The sequence below is a fragment of the Microbulbifer maximicatervae (SeqCode) genome, from assembly GCF_052467815.1.
Map to the genome: position 1 here is coordinate 190,111 of NZ_CP174326.1, position 18,409 is coordinate 208,519.

The window sequence follows — 18,409 nt, forward strand, 5'->3', positions numbered from 1 at the left end:
AACCACTTATCTTATTTGCGCTGTCGGCGCTAATATCGGGCAGATCGATGCACCGACGCTCCTTTATGCGAGGGGTGCAAGTAAACAGGAAGGCGCAAGCGCTGGCAACTCTTATGCCAAGCTACCAACAATTACGCGTAAAGGAAGGATAGTTCTTATCTGCCTGTGCGGCGGATATAGCTAGCTGGATCAACCGTGCGGTTGTTCTTATATATCTCAAAGTGAACATGGGGCCCGGTAGAGCGACCACTGGAACCCATCAGGGCAATAGTCTGCCCCCTCTTGACCACGTCACCCAACCCCACTTTAAGCTCACTATTGTGCCCATAGCGGGTTGAATAACCATTGCCGTGATTAATCTCTACCAACTGACCATAGCCATGGCGCTCATCAGCCCAGGTGACAACACCTGCGGCTACTGAAACAACATCGGATCCCATCTTGCCAGCAAAATCCACCCCCTTGTGCCAGGTCCTACGGCCAGTGAATGGATCGGTGCGATAACCATAACGGGAAGACATCCACCCCTTGCTGATCGGGCGGCCCGCCAAAAACTGCTCGTCCTCAAGCTTGAGGTTCGCCATCAGGGATTCGAGCGTGTTCAGCTGCATTTGGCGATCTTCAATCTGATGAGAAAGATCTCCAATAACATCCAGGAATTCCGGTGGCTGATACGGCAACTCCGATGCGCCTGCGATTCCGGGGTCTTCCGGCCCACCGATAGCAGGTGCACTGCCAAACTCAAACTCTCCTTCATCAAGGTTGGCAACAGAGGTTAAACGCTCACCCAGTGCATCAAGGCGAGTTAAACGCGCCTGCAACTCTGCAAGCTTGACGGTAAGAGCAGCCAGCTGCTCCCGCGCCTCTCTATCGGCTTCAGCAATTTCTTCCTGCTGCTTGCGCAGTGCTCGGTTCCAGGCCTTGGCCGTTCGGGAGTCAAATAAGTCCGTTTTGGTAACCGGTAAATTCGCCCCCAGTAGAAATGCGCCCACAGGAAGACTTAGCAGGCACAACCCCAACAGGGCTTTGCTCAAACTGCCAAAATTAAAGCTGCGAGTCGCACCGCGCTCATTAACCAGGATTACTTTCATAGGAGCTGTGAGGAGTTCGACATTTTTAATTTTCGTTAGTCCCCAACCTATAAGCTGAGGTGCCAAACCAATAAGGATACCAAAAATCTATAGGCTTTCTCTGTGAAACAATCATACAAAAAAGCCGGCACTATAATGCCGGCTTCTTGCGAAAGTATCAAACTGCCAAAATCGGCTTGATATAGGAGATCGGTGCTTCTTCCTGCTCACCTTCAAAGGTGACCATTTCCCAAGCATCCTCCTGAGCCATCAGGTTGCGAAGGGATTTATTGTTCAGCGCATGGCCAGACTTAAAGGCCTTGAACTCACCAATCAGGCTGGTCCCCAGAAGATAGAGATCGCCAATCGCATCCAGAATTTTATGTTTCACAAATTCGTCTTCATAACGCAACCCGCCTTCATTCAGAATACGGTACTGATCAATCACAATTGCGTTATCAACGGAACCGCCCTGAACCAAGCCTTTAGAGCGCAAGTACTCAATCTCGTGCATAAAGCCAAAGGTACGGGCGCGACTCACTTCCTTCACAAAGGAGGTACTGGAAAAGTCCACGGATGAACTCAGGTTGCGCCCTTGGAAAACCGGGTGGTCAAAGTCGATTGTAAAAGACACCTTAAAGCCATTAAAAGGTAGGAAGCTGGCAACCTTATCGCCATCCTCTACAGTTACTGGCTTCTTGATTCGCAGGAATTTCTTCGGAGCTGCTTGCTCCTGGATGCCCGCGGATTGAATTAGAAATACAAATGGGCCGGCACTGCCATCCATAATGGGCACTTCTTGCGCGGATAACTCGACAACCGCGTTATCAATGCCAAGGCCCGCCATTGCTGAGAGCAGGTGCTCTACCGTAGCAATGCGAACATCACCCTTTTCCAGGGTGGTTGAAAGGAGAGTGTCGCCGACATTTTCCGCACGAGCCTCGATTTCAACAACCGGGTCCAAATCGGTTCTACGGAACACGATACCGGTGTCTACGGGCGCTGGTTTAAGGGTAAGTACAACTTTCTTGCCAGTGTGCAGACCTACGCCAGTGGCGCGAATAGCATTCTTAAGCGTGCGCTGTTTGATCATGAAACTATCTTTTCCCCGTCGGTGGACTACGCCCCTGAGGCGCAGCAAGCCATCGATACTAGCACAATTGCGACGCCAATACCAATTCTGGGCGAGTGGTCACCACAACTGTGCACCACCTACCTATAGAGGATAGATCAAGCAAAGATTGCAGCGCCAACGCATGTCGCTATGACAGCATTCTAAGATCGGAAGCTCCGCAAGCGCTGTTAATAATTGTTAATTATTTTAGATAGTTATTGCGACTCGTTGGTTCTGGCAGAAATCTGCATAAACGGGGCAAGGGCCTACCCATTCGACAAGGTAGACCCGAGCAAAAGCCGTACCGCAGCGGCAATACCCAGCCGGAGCCGGGCAGACATGAGCGGTGTTCTGCCTCTGCGGTACCGTTTTTCTAGTCTGCCTGACGGCGCAGGAAGGCTGGAATATCCAGGTACTCCATATCCGCATCAGCGGGATTCAAGGCAGGGGCCGGGCGCTTGGGGCGCTCCGCTTCAGTACGCGGGCGCGGATCAATAGCTTCGCGGCTTGCCAGCCCTGCAGAGCTGTGACCAGCATGAGCTGTGTGACTATCGCGAGCCTCACGGGTTTCACGAACGGGCTCCCGAGGCTCAGGGCGGCGGGTATTATCCACTACCTTTGCCGGGCGCGCGGCCGGAGAGCCCTCTCCAAGGCCTGCGGCCACAACAGTAACCCGCATCTCATCACCAAGCTTGTCATCCACCGCGGTACCAATAACCACAGTAGCTTCATCGGAGGCGATTTCCTGGACAATCTCACCCACTTCAGAGTACTCACCCAGGGTCAGCTCCTGACAGCCCGCCTCTTCGCTACCAGTGATAATATTCACCAGAATACCGCGAGCACCAGCCAGGTTGACGTTATCCAGCAGCGGGCTTCGCACGGCTTTCTCAGCCGCTTCGCGTGCACGGTTCTCACCGACAGCGGAGCCGGACCCCATCATCGCCATACCCATTTCAGACATCACGGTTCGCACATCGGCGAAGTCCACGTTCATGATGCCCGGGCGAATCATCAGGTCGGCAATACCTTGTACAGCACCCAATAAAACGTTATCTGCTTCTTTGTAAGCAGATTTCATTGTGATCTTGCTGCCGAGTACTTCCAACAAGCGATCGTTGGGGATAGTAATCAGAGAATCGACTTTATCGCGCAGTTCGAGGATACCCTCTTCAGCTACAACTGTGCGTTTGCGCCCTTCGATCTTAAATGGGCGAGTAACTACCGCAACGGTAAGGATGCCCAGTTCTTTTGCAATCTCAGCGACAATCGGCGCACCACCGGTACCGGTACCACCGCCCATACCGGCAGTGATGAATACCATATCCGCACCGGTTAATACCTCAGCAATGCGATCGCGATCTTCAAGTGCGGACTGACGGCCAATATCCGGGTTTGCCCCTGCGCCCAAACCGCGTGTAATTGTGTTACCCAGTTGCAGGATAGTGCGGGCCTCAACATCTTTGAGGGCCTGTGCATCTGTATTTGCACAGATAAAATCTACACCCTCAACATCATTGGCGATCATATGCTTAACAGCATTACCACCACCGCCGCCGACACCAATCACCTTGATGACAGGCTTATCCTGTACGCTATCAACTAGTTCGAACATTGCTGTTCCCCTTTCTTGCTCATGTCGAATTTTACAGCCATGCCTAAAAAAAATCCTTCAACGGATGGCTAAATCTGGTTGCACTCTATTACAAATTTCCGCGAAACCAGTGCTTTACCTTGTCCCACCACTGATTATCGTTGCGCACAGGCTGTATTTTGCCCTCTCGAGCCTCTTCCTGCTGCATCGCATACATCAATAATCCAACTCCAGTGGAATAAATTGGGTTGCTGACGATATCCGTCAAACCTGCAATACCCTGAGGCACTGCTAGGCGAACCGGCATATGAAAAATTTCCTCAGCCAGTTCAACCGCGCCCTCCATTTTTGAAGAGCCGCCGGTAAGTACTACACCCGCCGCACACAAATCTTCGAAGCCGCTGCGACGTAACTCCGCCTGTACTAATGTAAACAATTCGTCGTAGCGCGGCTCAACGACCTCGGCCAATGCCTGTCGGGATAAATCCCTAGGCGCGCGATCACCAACGCTCGGTACCTTAATCGTCTCACCTTCGCGAGCGAGTTTTGCCAACGCGCACGCATATTTGATTTTCAAATCTTCTGCGTGCGGTGTCGGTGTGCGCAAAGCCATGGCAATATCATTGGTAACCTGGTCTCCAGCAATCGGTATCACACCGGTATGCCGAATAGATCCACCAGTAAACACAGCAATATCGGTGGTTCCCCCACCAATATCTACCATGCATACTCCCAACTCTTTTTCATCTTCGGTCAGGACTGCGTAACTTGAAGCCAATTGTTCAAGAATGACATCTTCTACTTCCAGACCACATCGACGAATACACTTTTCAATATTCTGTGCAGCATTCACTGCACCGCTGACCAAATGGACCTTTGCTTCGAGGCGAACACCAGACATTCCGAGAGGTTCTTTTACCCCTTCCTGATTATCAATCAGGTATTCCTGCGGAAGCGTGTGCAAAATCTTCTGGTCCGCAGGAATAGCGACAGCCCTGGCAGCATCAATAACACGATCGAGATCCTGTTGGGTAACCTCTCGATCCTTAATCGCAACTATACCGTGAGAGTTCAAGCTGCGAATGTGACTTCCCGCAATCCCTGCGTACACAGAGTGAATTTCACAACCCGCCATCAACTCAGCTTCTTCCACAGCGCGCTGTATAGATTGCACAGTTGATTCAATATTAACCACTACGCCCTTTTTCATTCCAGTGGAACGATGAGAGCCGATACCGACAATATTAAGTTCCCCATCACCGGAAGCTTCACCGACAATAGCGACTACTTTAGAGGTGCCTATATCCAGTCCAACAATCATGCGCTGATCGGATACCTGTGTCATTTTCGTGCCAACCTCGCTGAGCTGCATTCTGTTTCAGGTTCTGCTATCGGACCAGAACACAGCATTCGCTTTTAAACTTTTATCTATAAAACAGCCACCCGGGCTGCCTCGATGTTTACTTTTCTTCGTCTTTCCACTGAACCGCTACCGCATTGCTGTAGCGCGTATCGACGCTGACAACTTTTTGCAAGTGCGGCGCCAGTACACCCCGACTCAAATACAGAAAACGGTGTACCCGCTCCAATAAAGCATCATGGCCAAGTTTTAATTCAATTCCCGACACTAACTCCAGATGCCAACCGCTTAGGTCGTCAAATGACAACCGTTTAACCTCCATATCCCGCGTGGTCAGTAACCCCGCAAGCGCGCGGTATTGCAGCATAATCCGCTCTACCAATTCTTCATCCCCGGCAAGCTCGGGCAGGGACTGAACCCCCATATGTGACGGACGCGGCAGCAAATCCCCACTCGCTACCAACAATTTATCTTTACCCCAGGTCGCGAGAGGTTGCGCTTCAGTGATATCAACCTCAACACCCTTCGGCCAACGCCTGCTCACCGAGGCGGAAGTAATCCAGGGGTTAGACAGTAATGTCTGCTGCATCGCCTGAATGTCCGCTGAAAAAAAGCCCGCTTTCAAGTGAGGAAGAAGCACCTCTCTTAACTCTTCTTCAGTTACCGCATTAAAAGCCCCGCGTACTTCAACTTGCTCTAGGGCATCAACATTACTCAACTCAACCGATGGCACCCATCGCCATAACCAAACTGCACCATAGAGCAAAGCACTAAAGCCTGCGAACATCACCAATAAAAAAAAACACCGCTTCCAGTTCAGACGAAGCTTCTCGGGATCATCGGTTCCAAGAGGGCTCGCTCCGCGAGCTGTCTTTTTTTTTCTCCCGGCTGATTTCGTTCCAGCTCCTTTCACTAGCTACTTAGCCCTCGCCGCTGCGCTCGCCTAAGCGCCAATCAGCCAACCTTTGCGAAAGTGCTCCGACGTTGCCAGCTCCCTGGGTCAGGACAATATCACCTGGCTCCAACAGATCAGCTAATACCGGGGGAACCTGATCGATAGTTTCCATAAAAATCGGATCTACCTGTCCCCTGTTGCGTAAACTTCGCGCAAGCGTTCTGCCATCGGCACCAGCAATTGGCGCTTCACCCGCACTGTATACATCCAGCAAAATTAACTTATCCACCTCAGAGAGGACCTGGACAAAGTCTTCAAACAAGTCCCGCGTACGGGTATAACGGTGGGGCTGATAAATCATTACCAAGCGACGATCCGGCCAGCCATCTCGAACTGTCTTTACAGTAGCGGCTACCTCACGTGGGTGGTGGCCGTAGTCATCTACCAACATCACCTTATCAGCTTCGGTATCATCGCTAACGGCATAATCACCGTAGATCTGGAATCGACGACCAACGCCCTGGAAGCCTATCAGGCCTTGGCGAATTGCTTCATCACTAACGCCTTCATCACTAGCTACAGCAATTGCTGCAGTCGCATTGAGAACATTGTGAATACCCGGCGTATTCACAGAAACCTGCAATAGATCACCCTTGGGTCTCTGTACCGAGAAATGACTGCGCAGTGGTTCCTGCTTTACTTCAACGATACGGTAGTCATTACCCTCATCAAATCCATAGGTCAGAACCGGGCGGGAAAACTTGGGAATAACTTCCTGAACATTGGCGTCATCCCCGCAAACTACCGCCAAACCGTAAAACGGCAGGTTGTGAACAAAATCAATAAAGATCTGCTTTACCTTTTCGAAGTCTCCACCATAAGTTTCCATATGGTCTGCATCGATATTGGTAATCACCGTCACCATCGGCTGTAAGTGAATAAAAGACGCATCGCTCTCATCAGCTTCAGCCACTAAATAACGACTTTCGCCCAAGGCAGCATTGGCACCTGCAGCATTGACCAGACCACCGATAACAAAGGTCGGATCTTTTTTGTCTGCCGCAAAGATTGAGGCGATTAAGCTGGTCGTGGTGGTCTTTCCGTGGGTTCCTGCCACAGCAATGCCATAGCGATAGCGCATTAGTTCACCGAGCATTTCGGCACGGCGTACAATAGGGATTCTCTTTTCTCTCGCTTCAATCAGCTCCGGGTTATCGCCATGTACGGCAGAGGAATTAACCACAACATCAACGCCGCGAACATTTTCCTCGCTGTGTCCGATTTGGACCTTAACCCCTAATTTGCGCAATCTATCAGTAACCGCAGATTCACGCAGGTCAGAACCTGAGACTTCGTAGCCCTGGTTCTGCAATACCTCTGCAATGCCACTCATACCGGCACCACCGATCCCAATAAAGTGGATACGGCGGATACGACGCATGGCCGGTACCGCATAACTTTTATCTTCGTTTGTCCGCACTGAAGACATTACTTTAACCTTCGTCCACTTATTCTGTGTTACCTGGCCGAGGCCAGCTCTTCCCTGCAAGCATTTACTACTTGCTCGGTCGCATCAGTTTTTGCCGCGCGCCGCGCGGAGGTCGCCATTTGCAATAGTTTCTGGCGATCTTCTAACAGACTTTGTAATAAGCCGGATAACTTCTGCTCGTCCATTTCCCGCTGCTGCATAACAATCGCTCCGCCAGCATTTTGCAACCACTCGCCATTACGCGTTTGATGATCATCAATTGCAAAGGGGAAAGGCACCATGATTGCACCGACTCCCGCAGCTGAAATTTCAGAAACAGTCAAAGCCCCGGAACGGCAAATAATCAGGTCCGCAGAGCGGTAGGCCTCAGCCATATTCGCAATAAAAGGGACCACCTCAGCTTCTACTGCCGCCTCTTTATAGGCGTCTTTGGCAGCCTGAAGGTGACGCTCTCCAGCCTGGTGGACCACTACCGGGCGCAGGGAGGGTTTCAGCAATGCGATTGCCTTAGGAACCAGTTCATTAATTGCTACAGCACCGAGACTACCGCCCAATACCAAAAGGCGCAGAGACGACTGGCTGCCAATTCGTGTTTCTGGCTCAGGCAATTCTGCAATTTCTTTGCGCACTGGATTACCCACCTGCCTGGCACCGGGTAACCCACTGGGAAATGCTTCAAGCACCTGGCTGGAAATCCGCGCTAACAAGCGGTTTGTCGTTCCGGCAACAGCATTTTGCTCGTGAATTATCAACGGTATCCCCCCGAGACGGGCTGCAACGCCCCCTGGGCCGGTCGCAAAGCCACCAAAGCCGAGTACTGCATCAGGTTGTACCTGCTTAACAACTGTCCTGGCCTGAGCAATTGCCCGCAAAATTTGCAACGGGGCTTTGAGTAAGGCCAACTTTCCCTTCCCCCGAATACCCTCCACTTTAATGCAGTGCAAAGGAATATTCGCCGCAGGTATTAATCGGGATTCAATCCCACGGGCAGTACCTAACCACTCGACAACAGCTCCCTGCTCTTGCAACGCTTTAGCCACAGCCAACGCTGGGAACACATGACCGCCGGTACCACCGGCCATCAGCAAAAACTTCTTTCCAGAAAAACGCTTATTTACTTCAGACATCAAACCGTTTCTCCGTTGCTGCCCTTCACACTGGACTTGGTTGAATGGAATATTGGCAGCTGACGCAAAAGCTCAAGCCCCCCGCTTCCGTTTTCAGCAGGCTCTTTTAGTTCAGCCCGAATCCGCATCGCCAAGCCAAGTAATGCACAACATACAATCAGGCTGCTGCCACCAGAGCTGACAAATGGCAGCGTTAGCCCTTTAGTCGGCAACAGGCCTGAAGCAACGCCCATATTCACGAAAGCTTGTCCTGCCAATAGCACTGCCATACCAAAAGCTAGAAGTGCAGCGAAAAATTTCTCCTGCACCAGGGCCTCTTTTACCAGGCGGAGCAGTGAGTAGGTGAGAACAACAAAAAGCCCTACCAGCACTACGCCACCCAACATTCCCCATTCCTCTGCCAAAATGGCAAAAATAAAATCCGTATGGGCCTCAGGCAGGTAAAACAGTTTCTGCACACTATTGCCCAAACCAACTCCAAACCACTCTCCGCGACCAAATGCAATCAGGGACTGGGTAAGTTGGTAGCCACTGGCAAACTGATCCCCCCAAGGATCCAGAAACGTCAGCAATCGCTGTAAGCGATAGGGGCTCATCAGTGCCATTAGCACCAGTCCACTCGCAGCCGCAGCTACCAATAAAAAAGTATGGGGAAGACGCGCTCCCGCCAAAAAAACCATTGCCAATACGGTGCCTGAAATTACAACCACCGAACCGAAGTCCGGTTGTAAAAGCAATAACAGAGCAACCGATGCGAGAATCACCACTGGCACCATAAAGCTGGTCCAGTGGCGTAGTTGCTTATTTCGACGAGTTAAAAAACTGGCAAAAAAAACTAACAGACAGAACTTAGCCACTTCCGCGGGTTGCACAGTTATGCCTGCAAATACCAGCCAACGCCGGCTACCGTTCACCTCCCGTCCAATCCCCGGCACAAGCACTGCAATCAATAACAGACAGGCAAACAGTAATAATGGCCAGGACAGTCGCGACCAAATTGACAGGGGAATCTGACTAACGACAAATCCAGCTAATCCACCAACCATCAAAAAAGCCAAATGACGCCTGAGGAAATACCAGGGATCACCATAAATATCCGTAGCAAAAGCGATAGATGCTGAAGCGACCATCACCACACCAATGCTAGCCAGAACCAGAACACTGAGTAGCAGCAGCCCATCCTGCCATTCACTACCTTGGGCCTTGATTACCTGGGCACTCACTGGGAGCCTCCAGCGGTATAGCCTAATTCCAAAACGGCCTGGCGAAAATCATCACCGCGGGCTTCAAAATTCTTATACATATCAAAGCTGGCACATGCCGGTGATAACAATACATAGTCACCGCTATTAGCTAATTGTCTGGCCTCAGCAACGGCCTCTACCATTGTGCTAGCCCTGCGAATCTCGCACAGGCCATCAAAGACACCGGCTATTTTCTCTCCATCCACACCGATACACACCAGGGCCCGGAGTGCTCTTGCACTTTTTCGTAAGGGAGCAAAATCAGCACCCTTGCCATCCCCTCCAGCAATAAGCACTATTTTACTGGTTGCCGTAGCCAAGCCATCCAATGCCGCCTGGGTTGCTCCTACATTGGTGCCTTTTGAATCGTTAACATAAACAACGTCTTCAAAATCAGCCACGCGCTCACAGCGATGTTTCAGCCCGCGAAAGCTGCGTAAAATTTTTAGCATCGCCTCAGTGGGTAGGCCCAGTGCATAACCCATTGCCAGGGCTGCCAAACCATTGGCAATATTATGCTTACCCACCATAGCCAAATCGGCCACAGGTATTAAAACTTCTGTGCCTCGAGCCAACCAGTTCTGCCCCTCATGCAAGCGCAGGCCAAACTGATTGAGATCCGGCTGATCAAGCCCAAAACTCCACTCCCGTCTCTCTCGAGAAAGAGGCCCCTGGGATAAGGGGTCCGCGCGATTTATCACGAACTGATCCGCTCCGCGATAAATGCGCTGCTTGGCCCGGTGGTACTCCACCATACTGGGGTAGCGGTCCATATGGTCCGCACTCATATTTAAAATGGTGGCTACGGTAGGTGCCAGCGAGTAGGTGGTTTCCAATTGAAAACTGGAAAGCTCCAAAACAAAGATGTCCGGCAGAGGTTTCTCAAGTAAATCCAGCACCGGCACACCGATATTGCCGCCCACACCAACTGTCAGCCCTGCCTCTTCAACCATCTCCCCCAGGAGTGTGGTCACTGTACTCTTTCCGTTGGAGCCTGTGATCGCGGCGAGCTTCGCTGTCGATTGCATCCGAGTCAGGGCCTGGGCAAATAACTCAATATCCCCAACCACAGGAATCCCATCCGCAATCGCCTGCTGCAATACGGGTTCAGCAAGCGCAACTCCCGGGCTGGCAATAATCAAGCTCGCAGCGAGTATTGTCCCCGGGCGCAATGGACCTGTTTCCACCGCAACCTCTGGGAACTCCTGACGAAAAGCTTCGAGCCCCGGCGGGTTATCGCGACTGTCTGCAACGACCGGTGTATGGCCGTAACGCAGCAGGTAGCGCACCACCGACTTTCCGGTAGCGCCAAGACCTATTACCACTTTCTGCTGTGAAGAAGTCGCGATCAGGCTCATTTATCTATTTATCGAATTTTCAGTGTTGCCAAACCAGCCAAGACCAGAATGACGGTAATAATCCAAAAGCGCACAATGACCCGAGGCTCCGGCCACCCTTTTAACTCAAAGTGGTGGTGCAGAGGCGCCATGCGAAAAATTCTCTTCCCCGTTAATTTAAAGGATGCCACCTGCAAAATTACGGAAACCGTCTCCATCACAAACACACCGCCCATAATGAACAGAATAATTTCATGACGAGTAATTACTGCAATAATTCCCAGCGCCGCCCCCAGTGCCAGAGCACCCACATCTCCCATAAACACCTGGGCCGGATAAGTGTTAAACCATAAGAATCCGAGTCCGGCACCACCGAGGGCAGCGCAGAACACCGCCAACTCCCCGGCTCCTGGAATTGCGGGAATATGCAGGTAGTCAGCAAATTCCATATGGCCGGATAAATAAGCAATCACCCCAAGTGCTCCACCCACCATCACAGTAGGCATAATCGCCAAGCCATCGAGGCCATCAGTCAGGTTAACCGCATTACTGGAGCCAACAACGACAAAATAGGTCAACAATATAAAAGATACCGGTCCCAGGTTTATCGCAACATCTTTAAAAAACGGGACAAAAAACTGAGTCTCTGCCGGGCTTGAAGCACTCATATACAGATAAATAGCTGCACCCAACCCGGCAACGGATTGCCAAAAATATTTCCAGCGAGCAATAAGGCCACGGGGATTTTTATAAACGACTTTTTTATAGTCATCCACGAAGCCCACAGCACCGAAAACAAAGGTAACTAATAAAGTAACCCACACGTAACGATTACTGAGGTCAGACCAGAGTAGGGCTGAGGCAAAAATTGAGGCGAGAATCAAGGTGCCGCCCATAGTCGGGGTACCAGATTTACTCAAATGGCTTTGCGGACCATCATCGCGAACAGCCTGCCCCACCTGTAAATGATTCAACCAATGAATCATGCGCGGACCCACAAGTAGTGAAATACCCAGAGCCGTCAACGCAGCAAGAATTGCGCGCACTGTCAGGTAGTTAAATACCGAAAAACCGCTGACATGTTGTTGTAATAGCTCCGCTAGCCAAAGCAGCATTACTTCTCCCCTCTGCTATTGCCAAGCAGTGCCTGCGCTACCAATTCCATACGGGCGCTGCGTGATCCTTTAACCAAAACTGTGGTTTGTTCATCCAATTGTTGAGTGAGAGCAGTAACCAGGGGCTCTCTCTCGCGATAATTGCGCAGCGACTCTTGCCTCCCCGCAGAAAAGGCCATGCTGGCGGCAGTACCCAGCGGCCCCAATGTAAACAGCGCATCCAAGCCCCGCTCTCGTGCCAAAGCTCCAACGCTTCTATGCATTTCCTCCGCGTCCGGCCCCAACTCCGCCATATCCCCCAGCACCAGAATTTTTTTACCTGAACGCTGTGACAGCAATTCAATGGCCGCACCTACTGAACCCGGGTTCGCGTTGTAACTGTCATCAATAACGGTTGCACCGGCTATACCTGCCTGCTCCTGCAAGCGCCCAGCAACCCCGGTCACCGTGTTAAGTCCGCTGATAATTTCAACCGCAGGTATTCCCGCAGCAAAAGCACATCCAGCAGCAACCAGAGCGTTGTGAACGTTGTGCTCACCAAGCAATTTCAGGCTAACAGGGTGGGCAACGCCTTCAATTACCAAGTCAAATGAAGGGCAACCATTGGGATTCAATACAATATTATCCGCATGGATAGCACACTCATTGGATAAGCCAATACCCAGAGTCTTTACCCCCTCGGGCATATTCTCCAACCAGTAATTCGCATAGCCATCATCGGTATTGATCACCGCCGTCGCCGATACATCCAAACTGGTATAAATTTGGCCCTTGGCTTTTGCGATAGCATCAACTGAGCCAAAGCCCTCGACATGCGCTGGCATTACGTTATTTACCGCCGTCACCTGCGGCTTGCCGATACTACACAGGTAGCCAATATCGTCAGGGCCGTTAGCTCCCATTTCGAGAATCAACACATCGTGTTGCACTGTCAGCCCAAACAAAGTCATAGGTAAACCGAACTGGTTGTTCAGGTTTCCCTCGGTTACGCAGGGTGTATGACTCTGGGAAAAAATTGCAGACAGCATCTCCTTAACGGTGGTTTTTCCGCAGGACCCTGTGATCGCCACAACTGGACCGTCAAACTGCTCACGGCACAGTAAGCCAATTTGTCCTAATGCGACCGTCGTATCTTCAACGCGCCACTGCGGTAAACTGCAACTGGGCACTTCACGATCGACGACCAACCCCAATACCTGGCCATCCAGCTCACCGACAAAGTCGTGAGCATCAAAATTTTCGCCAACCAGAGCAACAAATAAAGATTTGGGGTCCAGCTTGCGGGTATCCGTACAAACCAGTTCAAACTCCACAGAGCCATTGATTAACTCACCGCCAAAACGGCTTTGCAGTTGCTGCAACGTAAGGGAATTAATCACCTTGGCTCTCCTTGCCTTCACTTGACTGGCCCGATACATCCACGCGGACTTTGAGAGCTGCAGCAGCTTGCTCACGATCACAGAAGTGAATTTTTTCACTGCCGATTATTTGGTAATTCTCGTGCCCTTTACCGGCGATCAATACAATATCCCCCGGTTGGGCTGCAGATACCGCCTGAGATATCGCTGTCGCGCGATCAATTTCAACTTCGATATTACTGGCAGCCCCTTCGAGAATATCGTCGATAATTTTTTGCGGTTCCTCGCTACGCGGATTATCGCTAGTCACAATGGCACGGTCCGCCATCTCGGAGGCAATACGCCCCATCGCCGCGCGCTTACCCGTATCCCGGTCACCGCCACAACCAAAAACACACCACAAATTACCGCGACAGTAAGGGCGCGCTGCTGCTAAAGCCGCGCGAAGGGCATCTGGTGTATGGGCATAATCCACCAATACACCCACATCATCGGAACCCTCAACCAGGACACGCTCCATACGCCCCGGCACCGCTTTAATAGTGGGGAAAGCGGCAAGAATATCTTCAAAAGGCATGCCCTCTGCCGCTGCAGCAGCTACCACAGCCAGAGCATTGTGAATATTGAAATCGCCGATTAAGGGTGCGTGCAGTTCACCGCTGCCCCAGGGGGAATTAAGCTTTACAGAAAAACCGCGCTCATGGCGACGCAGATCAGCAACATATAAATCACCCGCCTGCAGCCCATAAGTAATAACGCGCAGGCCATGCAATTTGCAGCGCTCTGCCAACTGGGCGCCAAACGGATCATCCAGATTAATGACTCCTCGCTTCAATTTTGGCAGTCCGAAAAGTTTCTCTTTGGCTGCGCCGTAAGCGGCCATATTGCCGTGATAATCCAAATGATCGCGGCTCAAATTGGTAAAAATTGCCGTATCAAAAATCAGCCCATGCACACGTCCCTGAGAAAGGGAATGCGAAGAAACTTCCATTGCGGCAGCGGCAACGCCACTATCGCGATAATTTGCAAAGTCCGCTTGTAAACTCACCGGGTCAGGCGTTGTTAAACCCGTTTCCTGCAATTCGATTTGGTTATCTTTCCAGACACCATTACCAATGGTGCCTATCAATGCTGCACTGCCAAAGTGGCGAGCCAGTAATTGGGAAGTCAAATAGGCGCAAGTGGTTTTACCGTTGGTGCCAGTCACTCCAACCAAGTGCATTTCACCACTGGGATTACCGTGGAAGCGCGCGGCAATTTCCCCTACCCGCTTTGCCAGACCGGGAACACTGACCACCTGGATATCACCACGGCTTTTACATTCCAACTTGTCGCCGTCGGCAAGCACTACCGCAGCACCTGCAGTAATTGCCGCATCGATAAATTCCCGACCATCGACCACAGAACCGCGCAAGGCCATAAATGCATCGCCCGCTTTTATCTTGCGGCTATCCAGGGCAATACCAGTGACAAAAATATCGGGAATACCGGCGTAACCCGGCACTAATTCTTTGATAGAAACAGAATGTTTTTCGCGCTGACTCACGATTTTGAACCCCTCTCGCTTAACTGCGCGGCCAATTGCCCCTCCGCCGATTCAATTTTTTCCGGCGGAACCTGCAACAGGCGCATAGCACCAGTCATCACCGAACCGAATACCGGTGCAGCAACTTCACCACCGTAATATTTGGCATGACTGGGATCATCAATAACAACTACCGCGGCAAGGCGCGGATTATCAGCGGGGATAAAGCCCGCAAATACTGAGCGGTAGCGATTATCCGCATAACCACTACTGCCAACTTTGTGCACAGTACCGGTCTTGCCGGCGACACGATAACCTTCTACAGCGGCAAGGCGTCCGGTACCCTTAGCACCAATCACCGTCTCCAACATCGCAGTAACCTGCCCAGCCAAGGACTTCTCAATAACCTGCTCAGGCTCGCCCGGAACTTTGTTACCGGATAAAACCAGGGAAACAGGACGCTTAACCCCTTCATTCGCCAGCACGCTGTAGGCTTGTGCCAGTTGCACAGCGTTAACTGTTAAACCGTAGCCGAAGGCGAAATTAGCCCGCTCGATTGGGTGCCAGCGGCTGCGACTGGGCAAGATCCCCTGTGCTTCACCGGGGAAGCCACTGCCCACTGCCTCGCCCAGACCCAAGCGATAAAAGAGTCCCCGCAGAGAATTTGGTTCCAAATCGAGAGCAATTTTTGTAATTCCCACCTGGCTCGACTTGGTAATAATCTTGGTGAGGTCTATTTTTCCGTAATTAACCGGGTCCACCAGGGTTTTTCCCGGCACGCGAATATATCCAGGGCTGGTGTTTATTTCTGTTCTTGGGGTGTAGCGCCCGGTTTCCAAAGCCGCCAATACCGTTAAGGGTTTCACTGTAGAACCCGGCTCAAACTGGTCGATCAGCGCACGGTTGCGCATAGCCGCCGATTTAACCCCTTTGCGATCATTGGGATTAAATGAAGGCTGGTTGGCCATGGCCAACACATCGCCACTGTGAGTATCGAGAATCACCATAAAGCCGGAAGCGGCACCGTTTTCCGACACCGCCCGCTTTAATTCCCGGTAAGCCAAATATTGCAGGCGCATATCGATAGACAAACGCAGATCCCTGCCCGGTTGCGCTTCCTGACGAATTGCCAAATCCCTTACCGTGCGCCCTTTCAGATCTTTAATTACCTGACGTGATCCCGGCTGTCCGGACAGCCAATCGTCGTAGGCCAATTCCATTCCTTCCTGGCCGCGATCATCGATGTTGGTAAAACCGAGAAGTTGGGCTACGACCTCCCCAGCAGGATAGAAGCGCCGATACTCTTTTTTACTGAAAACACCTGTAATACCCAGGTCCAGCACTTTCTCAGCCTCTTCTGGAGACAGGTGCCGGCGCAGGTACATAAATTCTTTATTGCGGTATTTCTTCAGGCGAGAGCCCAGTTTGGAAGACGGTAAATCCAGCGCGCGAGCCAGGCGCACTAAATTCGCATCGCTTATTTCACTCAACAGCTTGGGATTGGCCCACAGGCTGTGTACCGGTGTACTGACAGCGAGAAGCTCACCGTTTCGATCGACTATTGAGCCCCGATAGGCAGCAATCTCTTCGGTGCGCAAGGTGCGGGCCCGGCCCTGGTCTTGCAGGAAACGATATCCGCGCTCAGCAGCAGGCACTACCTGAAGTTTGGCCAAGTGGAACACAAGGGTAAGAGCGAGCAGGCACAGCAGGACCGCCACCAGCGCAAAGCGCCAGCGGGCTATACCCGGCTGAATATCCTTTTTTTTGACTGCGCCCATGTTTTCCCAGTTGGCGTTATCTATTTATTTTGCATCCCGGCTGAGCATGCCACTCTCCAGGGCCTGAACTCCAAAACTCAATTAACGCAAAATTCTTTATAATTATTTAAAGGCCAAAGCCCCCAAACGCAGAAACCCCACCGGGCAAGCAGTGGGGTACTTACGTCTTCATCCAAGGCGGTTAAAACTTAATCCGCCACTACCAATACCTGTTCCGAAGGTGCTGGCATATGCATTTTTAATTTTTCTCGGGCGACCTGTTCGACCCGGCTATAGGCAGACCAGGCACTTTTCTCCAAAAGGAGGCGCTCCTGCTCATAGCGCAATTCATCGTGGGCTTTTTGTGCCTTACCCAGCTCAGCAGTTAACTCTCGGCTTTGTTGGGTGGTATGAATAACAGATAGCGACGACAGTATTACCGCTATCCACATTACCCCCACTCCAAGTAGAGCCTTGCCAGACATAAACTCAGCTTCCCGCCAGTTTTTCTGCCACCCGCATTACTGCACTGCGGGACCGCTGATTTTCATCCACTTCAACCGTGTTGGCTTTCACTGCCTTGCCCACCGAGCGCAGTGACTTGGCTATCTGACTATCCATAACCGGAAGGCCACGAGGCAACTGGGGACCGCGCTCTTTTTCCCGAATAAAACGCTTCACCATTCGGTCTTCAAGAGAGTGGAAACTGATAATCACCAGTCGCCCACCCGGTGCCAGCAACTGCAGGGATTTATCCAATGCACTCTGCAGGTCATCCAACTCGCCATTAATATGGATACGAATAGCCTGAAAGACTCGGGTAGCAGGATGTTTACCTTTTTCCCAAGCCGGATTCGCCTCTTTCACAACCTCGGCAAAATCGAGGGTGCGCTCAAATGGTTTTTCCAGCCGGCGCTTTACAATGGCAGCTGCCATTCGGCGGGCAAAACGCTCCTCGCCGTACTCTTTAAACACCCGGGCCATTTCGGCCTCAGCCTCAGTGTTGACCCACTCCGCTGCACTGATACCCCGACTGGTATCCATACGCATATCCAGGGGGCCATCCTGCATAAAACTGAAACCGCGTTCGGCCTGATCCAGTTGCGGCGAAGACACTCCCAGATCGAGCAATATTCCACTGACCTTACCGGCAGCTTGCCCGGCAGCCTTATCCATATCGGCAAAAGACCCATGCCAGATGGAAAAACGGGATTCACCGGCAAACCGCTGCTCTGCAAATTCAACAGCCTGGGGATCTTTATCCACCCCTACCAACTGACCATTGGGCCCCAAGTGCTCAAGGATTGAGGCGCTGTGCCCACCCCGGCCAAAGGTGCCATCGATATAAAACCCATCCGGCTCAGTCACCAGAGCGTCTACGGCCTCGCGTAACAACACACTGCGATGCAATTCTTGAGACACCC

General features: G+C 51.6%; 15 protein-coding genes. All 15 read right to left on the reverse strand.

Annotated elements, in window-relative coordinates; all coding sequences use genetic code 11:
- Positions 1-155: 155 nt before the first annotated feature.
- Entirely contained in the window at positions 156-1,091 is a 936-nt protein-coding gene (locus ACJJIW_RS00790; protein ID WP_444936469.1) for a M23 family metallopeptidase, read from the reverse strand.
- Positions 1,092-1,248: 157 nt separating this feature from the next.
- Positions 1,249-2,163, reverse strand: coding sequence for a UDP-3-O-acyl-N-acetylglucosamine deacetylase (gene lpxC / locus ACJJIW_RS00795; RefSeq protein ID WP_282933860.1), 915 nt, complete (start codon positions 2,161-2,163; stop codon positions 1,249-1,251).
- A gap of 394 nt (positions 2,164-2,557) precedes the next feature.
- Positions 2,558-3,799 carry a cell division protein FtsZ gene (ftsZ, locus tag ACJJIW_RS00800; RefSeq protein ID WP_444893039.1) on the reverse strand — a complete coding sequence of 414 codons (1,242 nt, stop codon included), beginning with the start codon at positions 3,797-3,799 and terminating at the stop codon, positions 2,558-2,560.
- Positions 3,800-3,887: 88 nt separating this feature from the next.
- Positions 3,888-5,123, reverse strand: a complete 1,236-nt coding sequence (gene ftsA, locus ACJJIW_RS00805; protein WP_282933862.1) for a cell division protein FtsA — start codon at positions 5,121-5,123, stop codon at positions 3,888-3,890.
- 115 nt (positions 5,124-5,238) lie between these two features.
- On the reverse strand, positions 5,239-5,925 hold the full coding sequence (locus tag ACJJIW_RS00810) for a cell division protein FtsQ/DivIB (RefSeq protein ID WP_413665884.1): 687 nt from the start codon (positions 5,923-5,925) through the stop codon (positions 5,239-5,241).
- A gap of 133 nt (positions 5,926-6,058) precedes the next feature.
- On the reverse strand, positions 6,059-7,522 hold the full coding sequence (gene murC, locus ACJJIW_RS00815) for a UDP-N-acetylmuramate--L-alanine ligase (protein ID WP_444936470.1): 1,464 nt from the start codon (positions 7,520-7,522) through the stop codon (positions 6,059-6,061).
- A gap of 29 nt (positions 7,523-7,551) precedes the next feature.
- The gene (gene murG, locus ACJJIW_RS00820) at positions 7,552-8,649 is read right to left on the reverse strand and encodes an undecaprenyldiphospho-muramoylpentapeptide beta-N-acetylglucosaminyltransferase (RefSeq protein WP_444936471.1); all 1,098 of its coding nucleotides are present in this window, start codon (positions 8,647-8,649) and stop codon (positions 7,552-7,554) included.
- Positions 8,649-9,872: a putative lipid II flippase FtsW gene (gene ftsW / locus ACJJIW_RS00825; protein ID WP_444936472.1), complete on the reverse strand. Its 1,224-nt coding sequence runs from the start codon at positions 9,870-9,872 to the stop codon at positions 8,649-8,651. The genes murG and ftsW overlap by 1 nt, the downstream gene beginning before the upstream one ends.
- Positions 9,869-11,251 (reverse strand): UDP-N-acetylmuramoyl-L-alanine--D-glutamate ligase, encoded by a 1,383-nt coding sequence (gene murD, locus ACJJIW_RS00830; protein WP_444911379.1) that lies wholly within the window; start codon positions 11,249-11,251, stop codon positions 9,869-9,871. Before murD ends, ftsW begins: the two co-directional genes overlap by 4 nt.
- A gap of 8 nt (positions 11,252-11,259) precedes the next feature.
- Positions 11,260-12,345, reverse strand: coding sequence for a phospho-N-acetylmuramoyl-pentapeptide-transferase (gene mraY, locus ACJJIW_RS00835; protein WP_444893034.1), 1,086 nt, complete (start codon positions 12,343-12,345; stop codon positions 11,260-11,262).
- On the reverse strand, positions 12,345-13,724 hold the full coding sequence (locus ACJJIW_RS00840) for a UDP-N-acetylmuramoyl-tripeptide--D-alanyl-D-alanine ligase (protein ID WP_444936473.1): 1,380 nt from the start codon (positions 13,722-13,724) through the stop codon (positions 12,345-12,347). Before ACJJIW_RS00840 ends, mraY begins: the two co-directional genes overlap by 1 nt.
- Complete coding sequence (locus ACJJIW_RS00845) at positions 13,717-15,249, reverse strand: UDP-N-acetylmuramoyl-L-alanyl-D-glutamate--2,6-diaminopimelate ligase (protein WP_444936474.1); 1,533 nt, start codon at positions 15,247-15,249, stop codon at positions 13,717-13,719. Before ACJJIW_RS00845 ends, ACJJIW_RS00840 begins: the two co-directional genes overlap by 8 nt.
- Positions 15,246-17,006 carry a peptidoglycan D,D-transpeptidase FtsI family protein gene (locus tag ACJJIW_RS00850; RefSeq protein ID WP_444936475.1) on the reverse strand — a complete coding sequence of 587 codons (1,761 nt, stop codon included), beginning with the start codon at positions 17,004-17,006 and terminating at the stop codon, positions 15,246-15,248. Before ACJJIW_RS00850 ends, ACJJIW_RS00845 begins: the two co-directional genes overlap by 4 nt.
- 188 nt (positions 17,007-17,194) lie before the next feature.
- The gene (ftsL, locus tag ACJJIW_RS00855) at positions 17,195-17,470 is read right to left on the reverse strand and encodes a cell division protein FtsL (protein ID WP_413663017.1); all 276 of its coding nucleotides are present in this window, start codon (positions 17,468-17,470) and stop codon (positions 17,195-17,197) included.
- A 4-nt stretch (positions 17,471-17,474) separates the two neighbouring features.
- Positions 17,475-18,407: a 16S rRNA (cytosine(1402)-N(4))-methyltransferase RsmH gene (rsmH, locus tag ACJJIW_RS00860; RefSeq protein WP_413663018.1), complete on the reverse strand. Its 933-nt coding sequence runs from the start codon at positions 18,405-18,407 to the stop codon at positions 17,475-17,477.
- Positions 18,408-18,409: the final 2 nt, after the last annotated feature.

Coding starts and splice junctions, on each gene's coding strand:
- ftsA (WP_282933862.1), bottom strand. CDS start 5,123: ATGACACAGGTATCCGATCAGCGCATGATTGTTGGACTGGATATAGGC.
- ACJJIW_RS00810 (WP_413665884.1), bottom strand. CDS start 5,925: ATGTTCGCAGGCTTTAGTGCTTTGCTCTATGGTGCAGTTTGGTTATGG.
- murG (WP_444936471.1), bottom strand. CDS start 8,649: ATGTCTGAAGTAAATAAGCGTTTTTCTGGAAAGAAGTTTTTGCTGATG.
- lpxC (WP_282933860.1), bottom strand. CDS start 2,163: ATGATCAAACAGCGCACGCTTAAGAATGCTATTCGCGCCACTGGCGTA.
- ftsZ (WP_444893039.1), bottom strand. CDS start 3,799: ATGTTCGAACTAGTTGATAGCGTACAGGATAAGCCTGTCATCAAGGTG.
- ACJJIW_RS00790 (WP_444936469.1), bottom strand. CDS start 1,091: ATGAAAGTAATCCTGGTTAATGAGCGCGGTGCGACTCGCAGCTTTAAT.
- murD (WP_444911379.1), bottom strand. CDS start 11,251: ATGAGCCTGATCGCGACTTCTTCACAGCAGAAAGTGGTAATAGGTCTT.
- mraY (WP_444893034.1), bottom strand. CDS start 12,345: ATGCTGCTTTGGCTAGCGGAGCTATTACAACAACATGTCAGCGGTTTT.
- ACJJIW_RS00850 (WP_444936475.1), bottom strand. CDS start 17,006: ATGGGCGCAGTCAAAAAAAAGGATATTCAGCCGGGTATAGCCCGCTGG.
- murC (WP_444936470.1), bottom strand. CDS start 7,522: ATGTCTTCAGTGCGGACAAACGAAGATAAAAGTTATGCGGTACCGGCC.
- ftsL (WP_413663017.1), bottom strand. CDS start 17,470: ATGTCTGGCAAGGCTCTACTTGGAGTGGGGGTAATGTGGATAGCGGTA.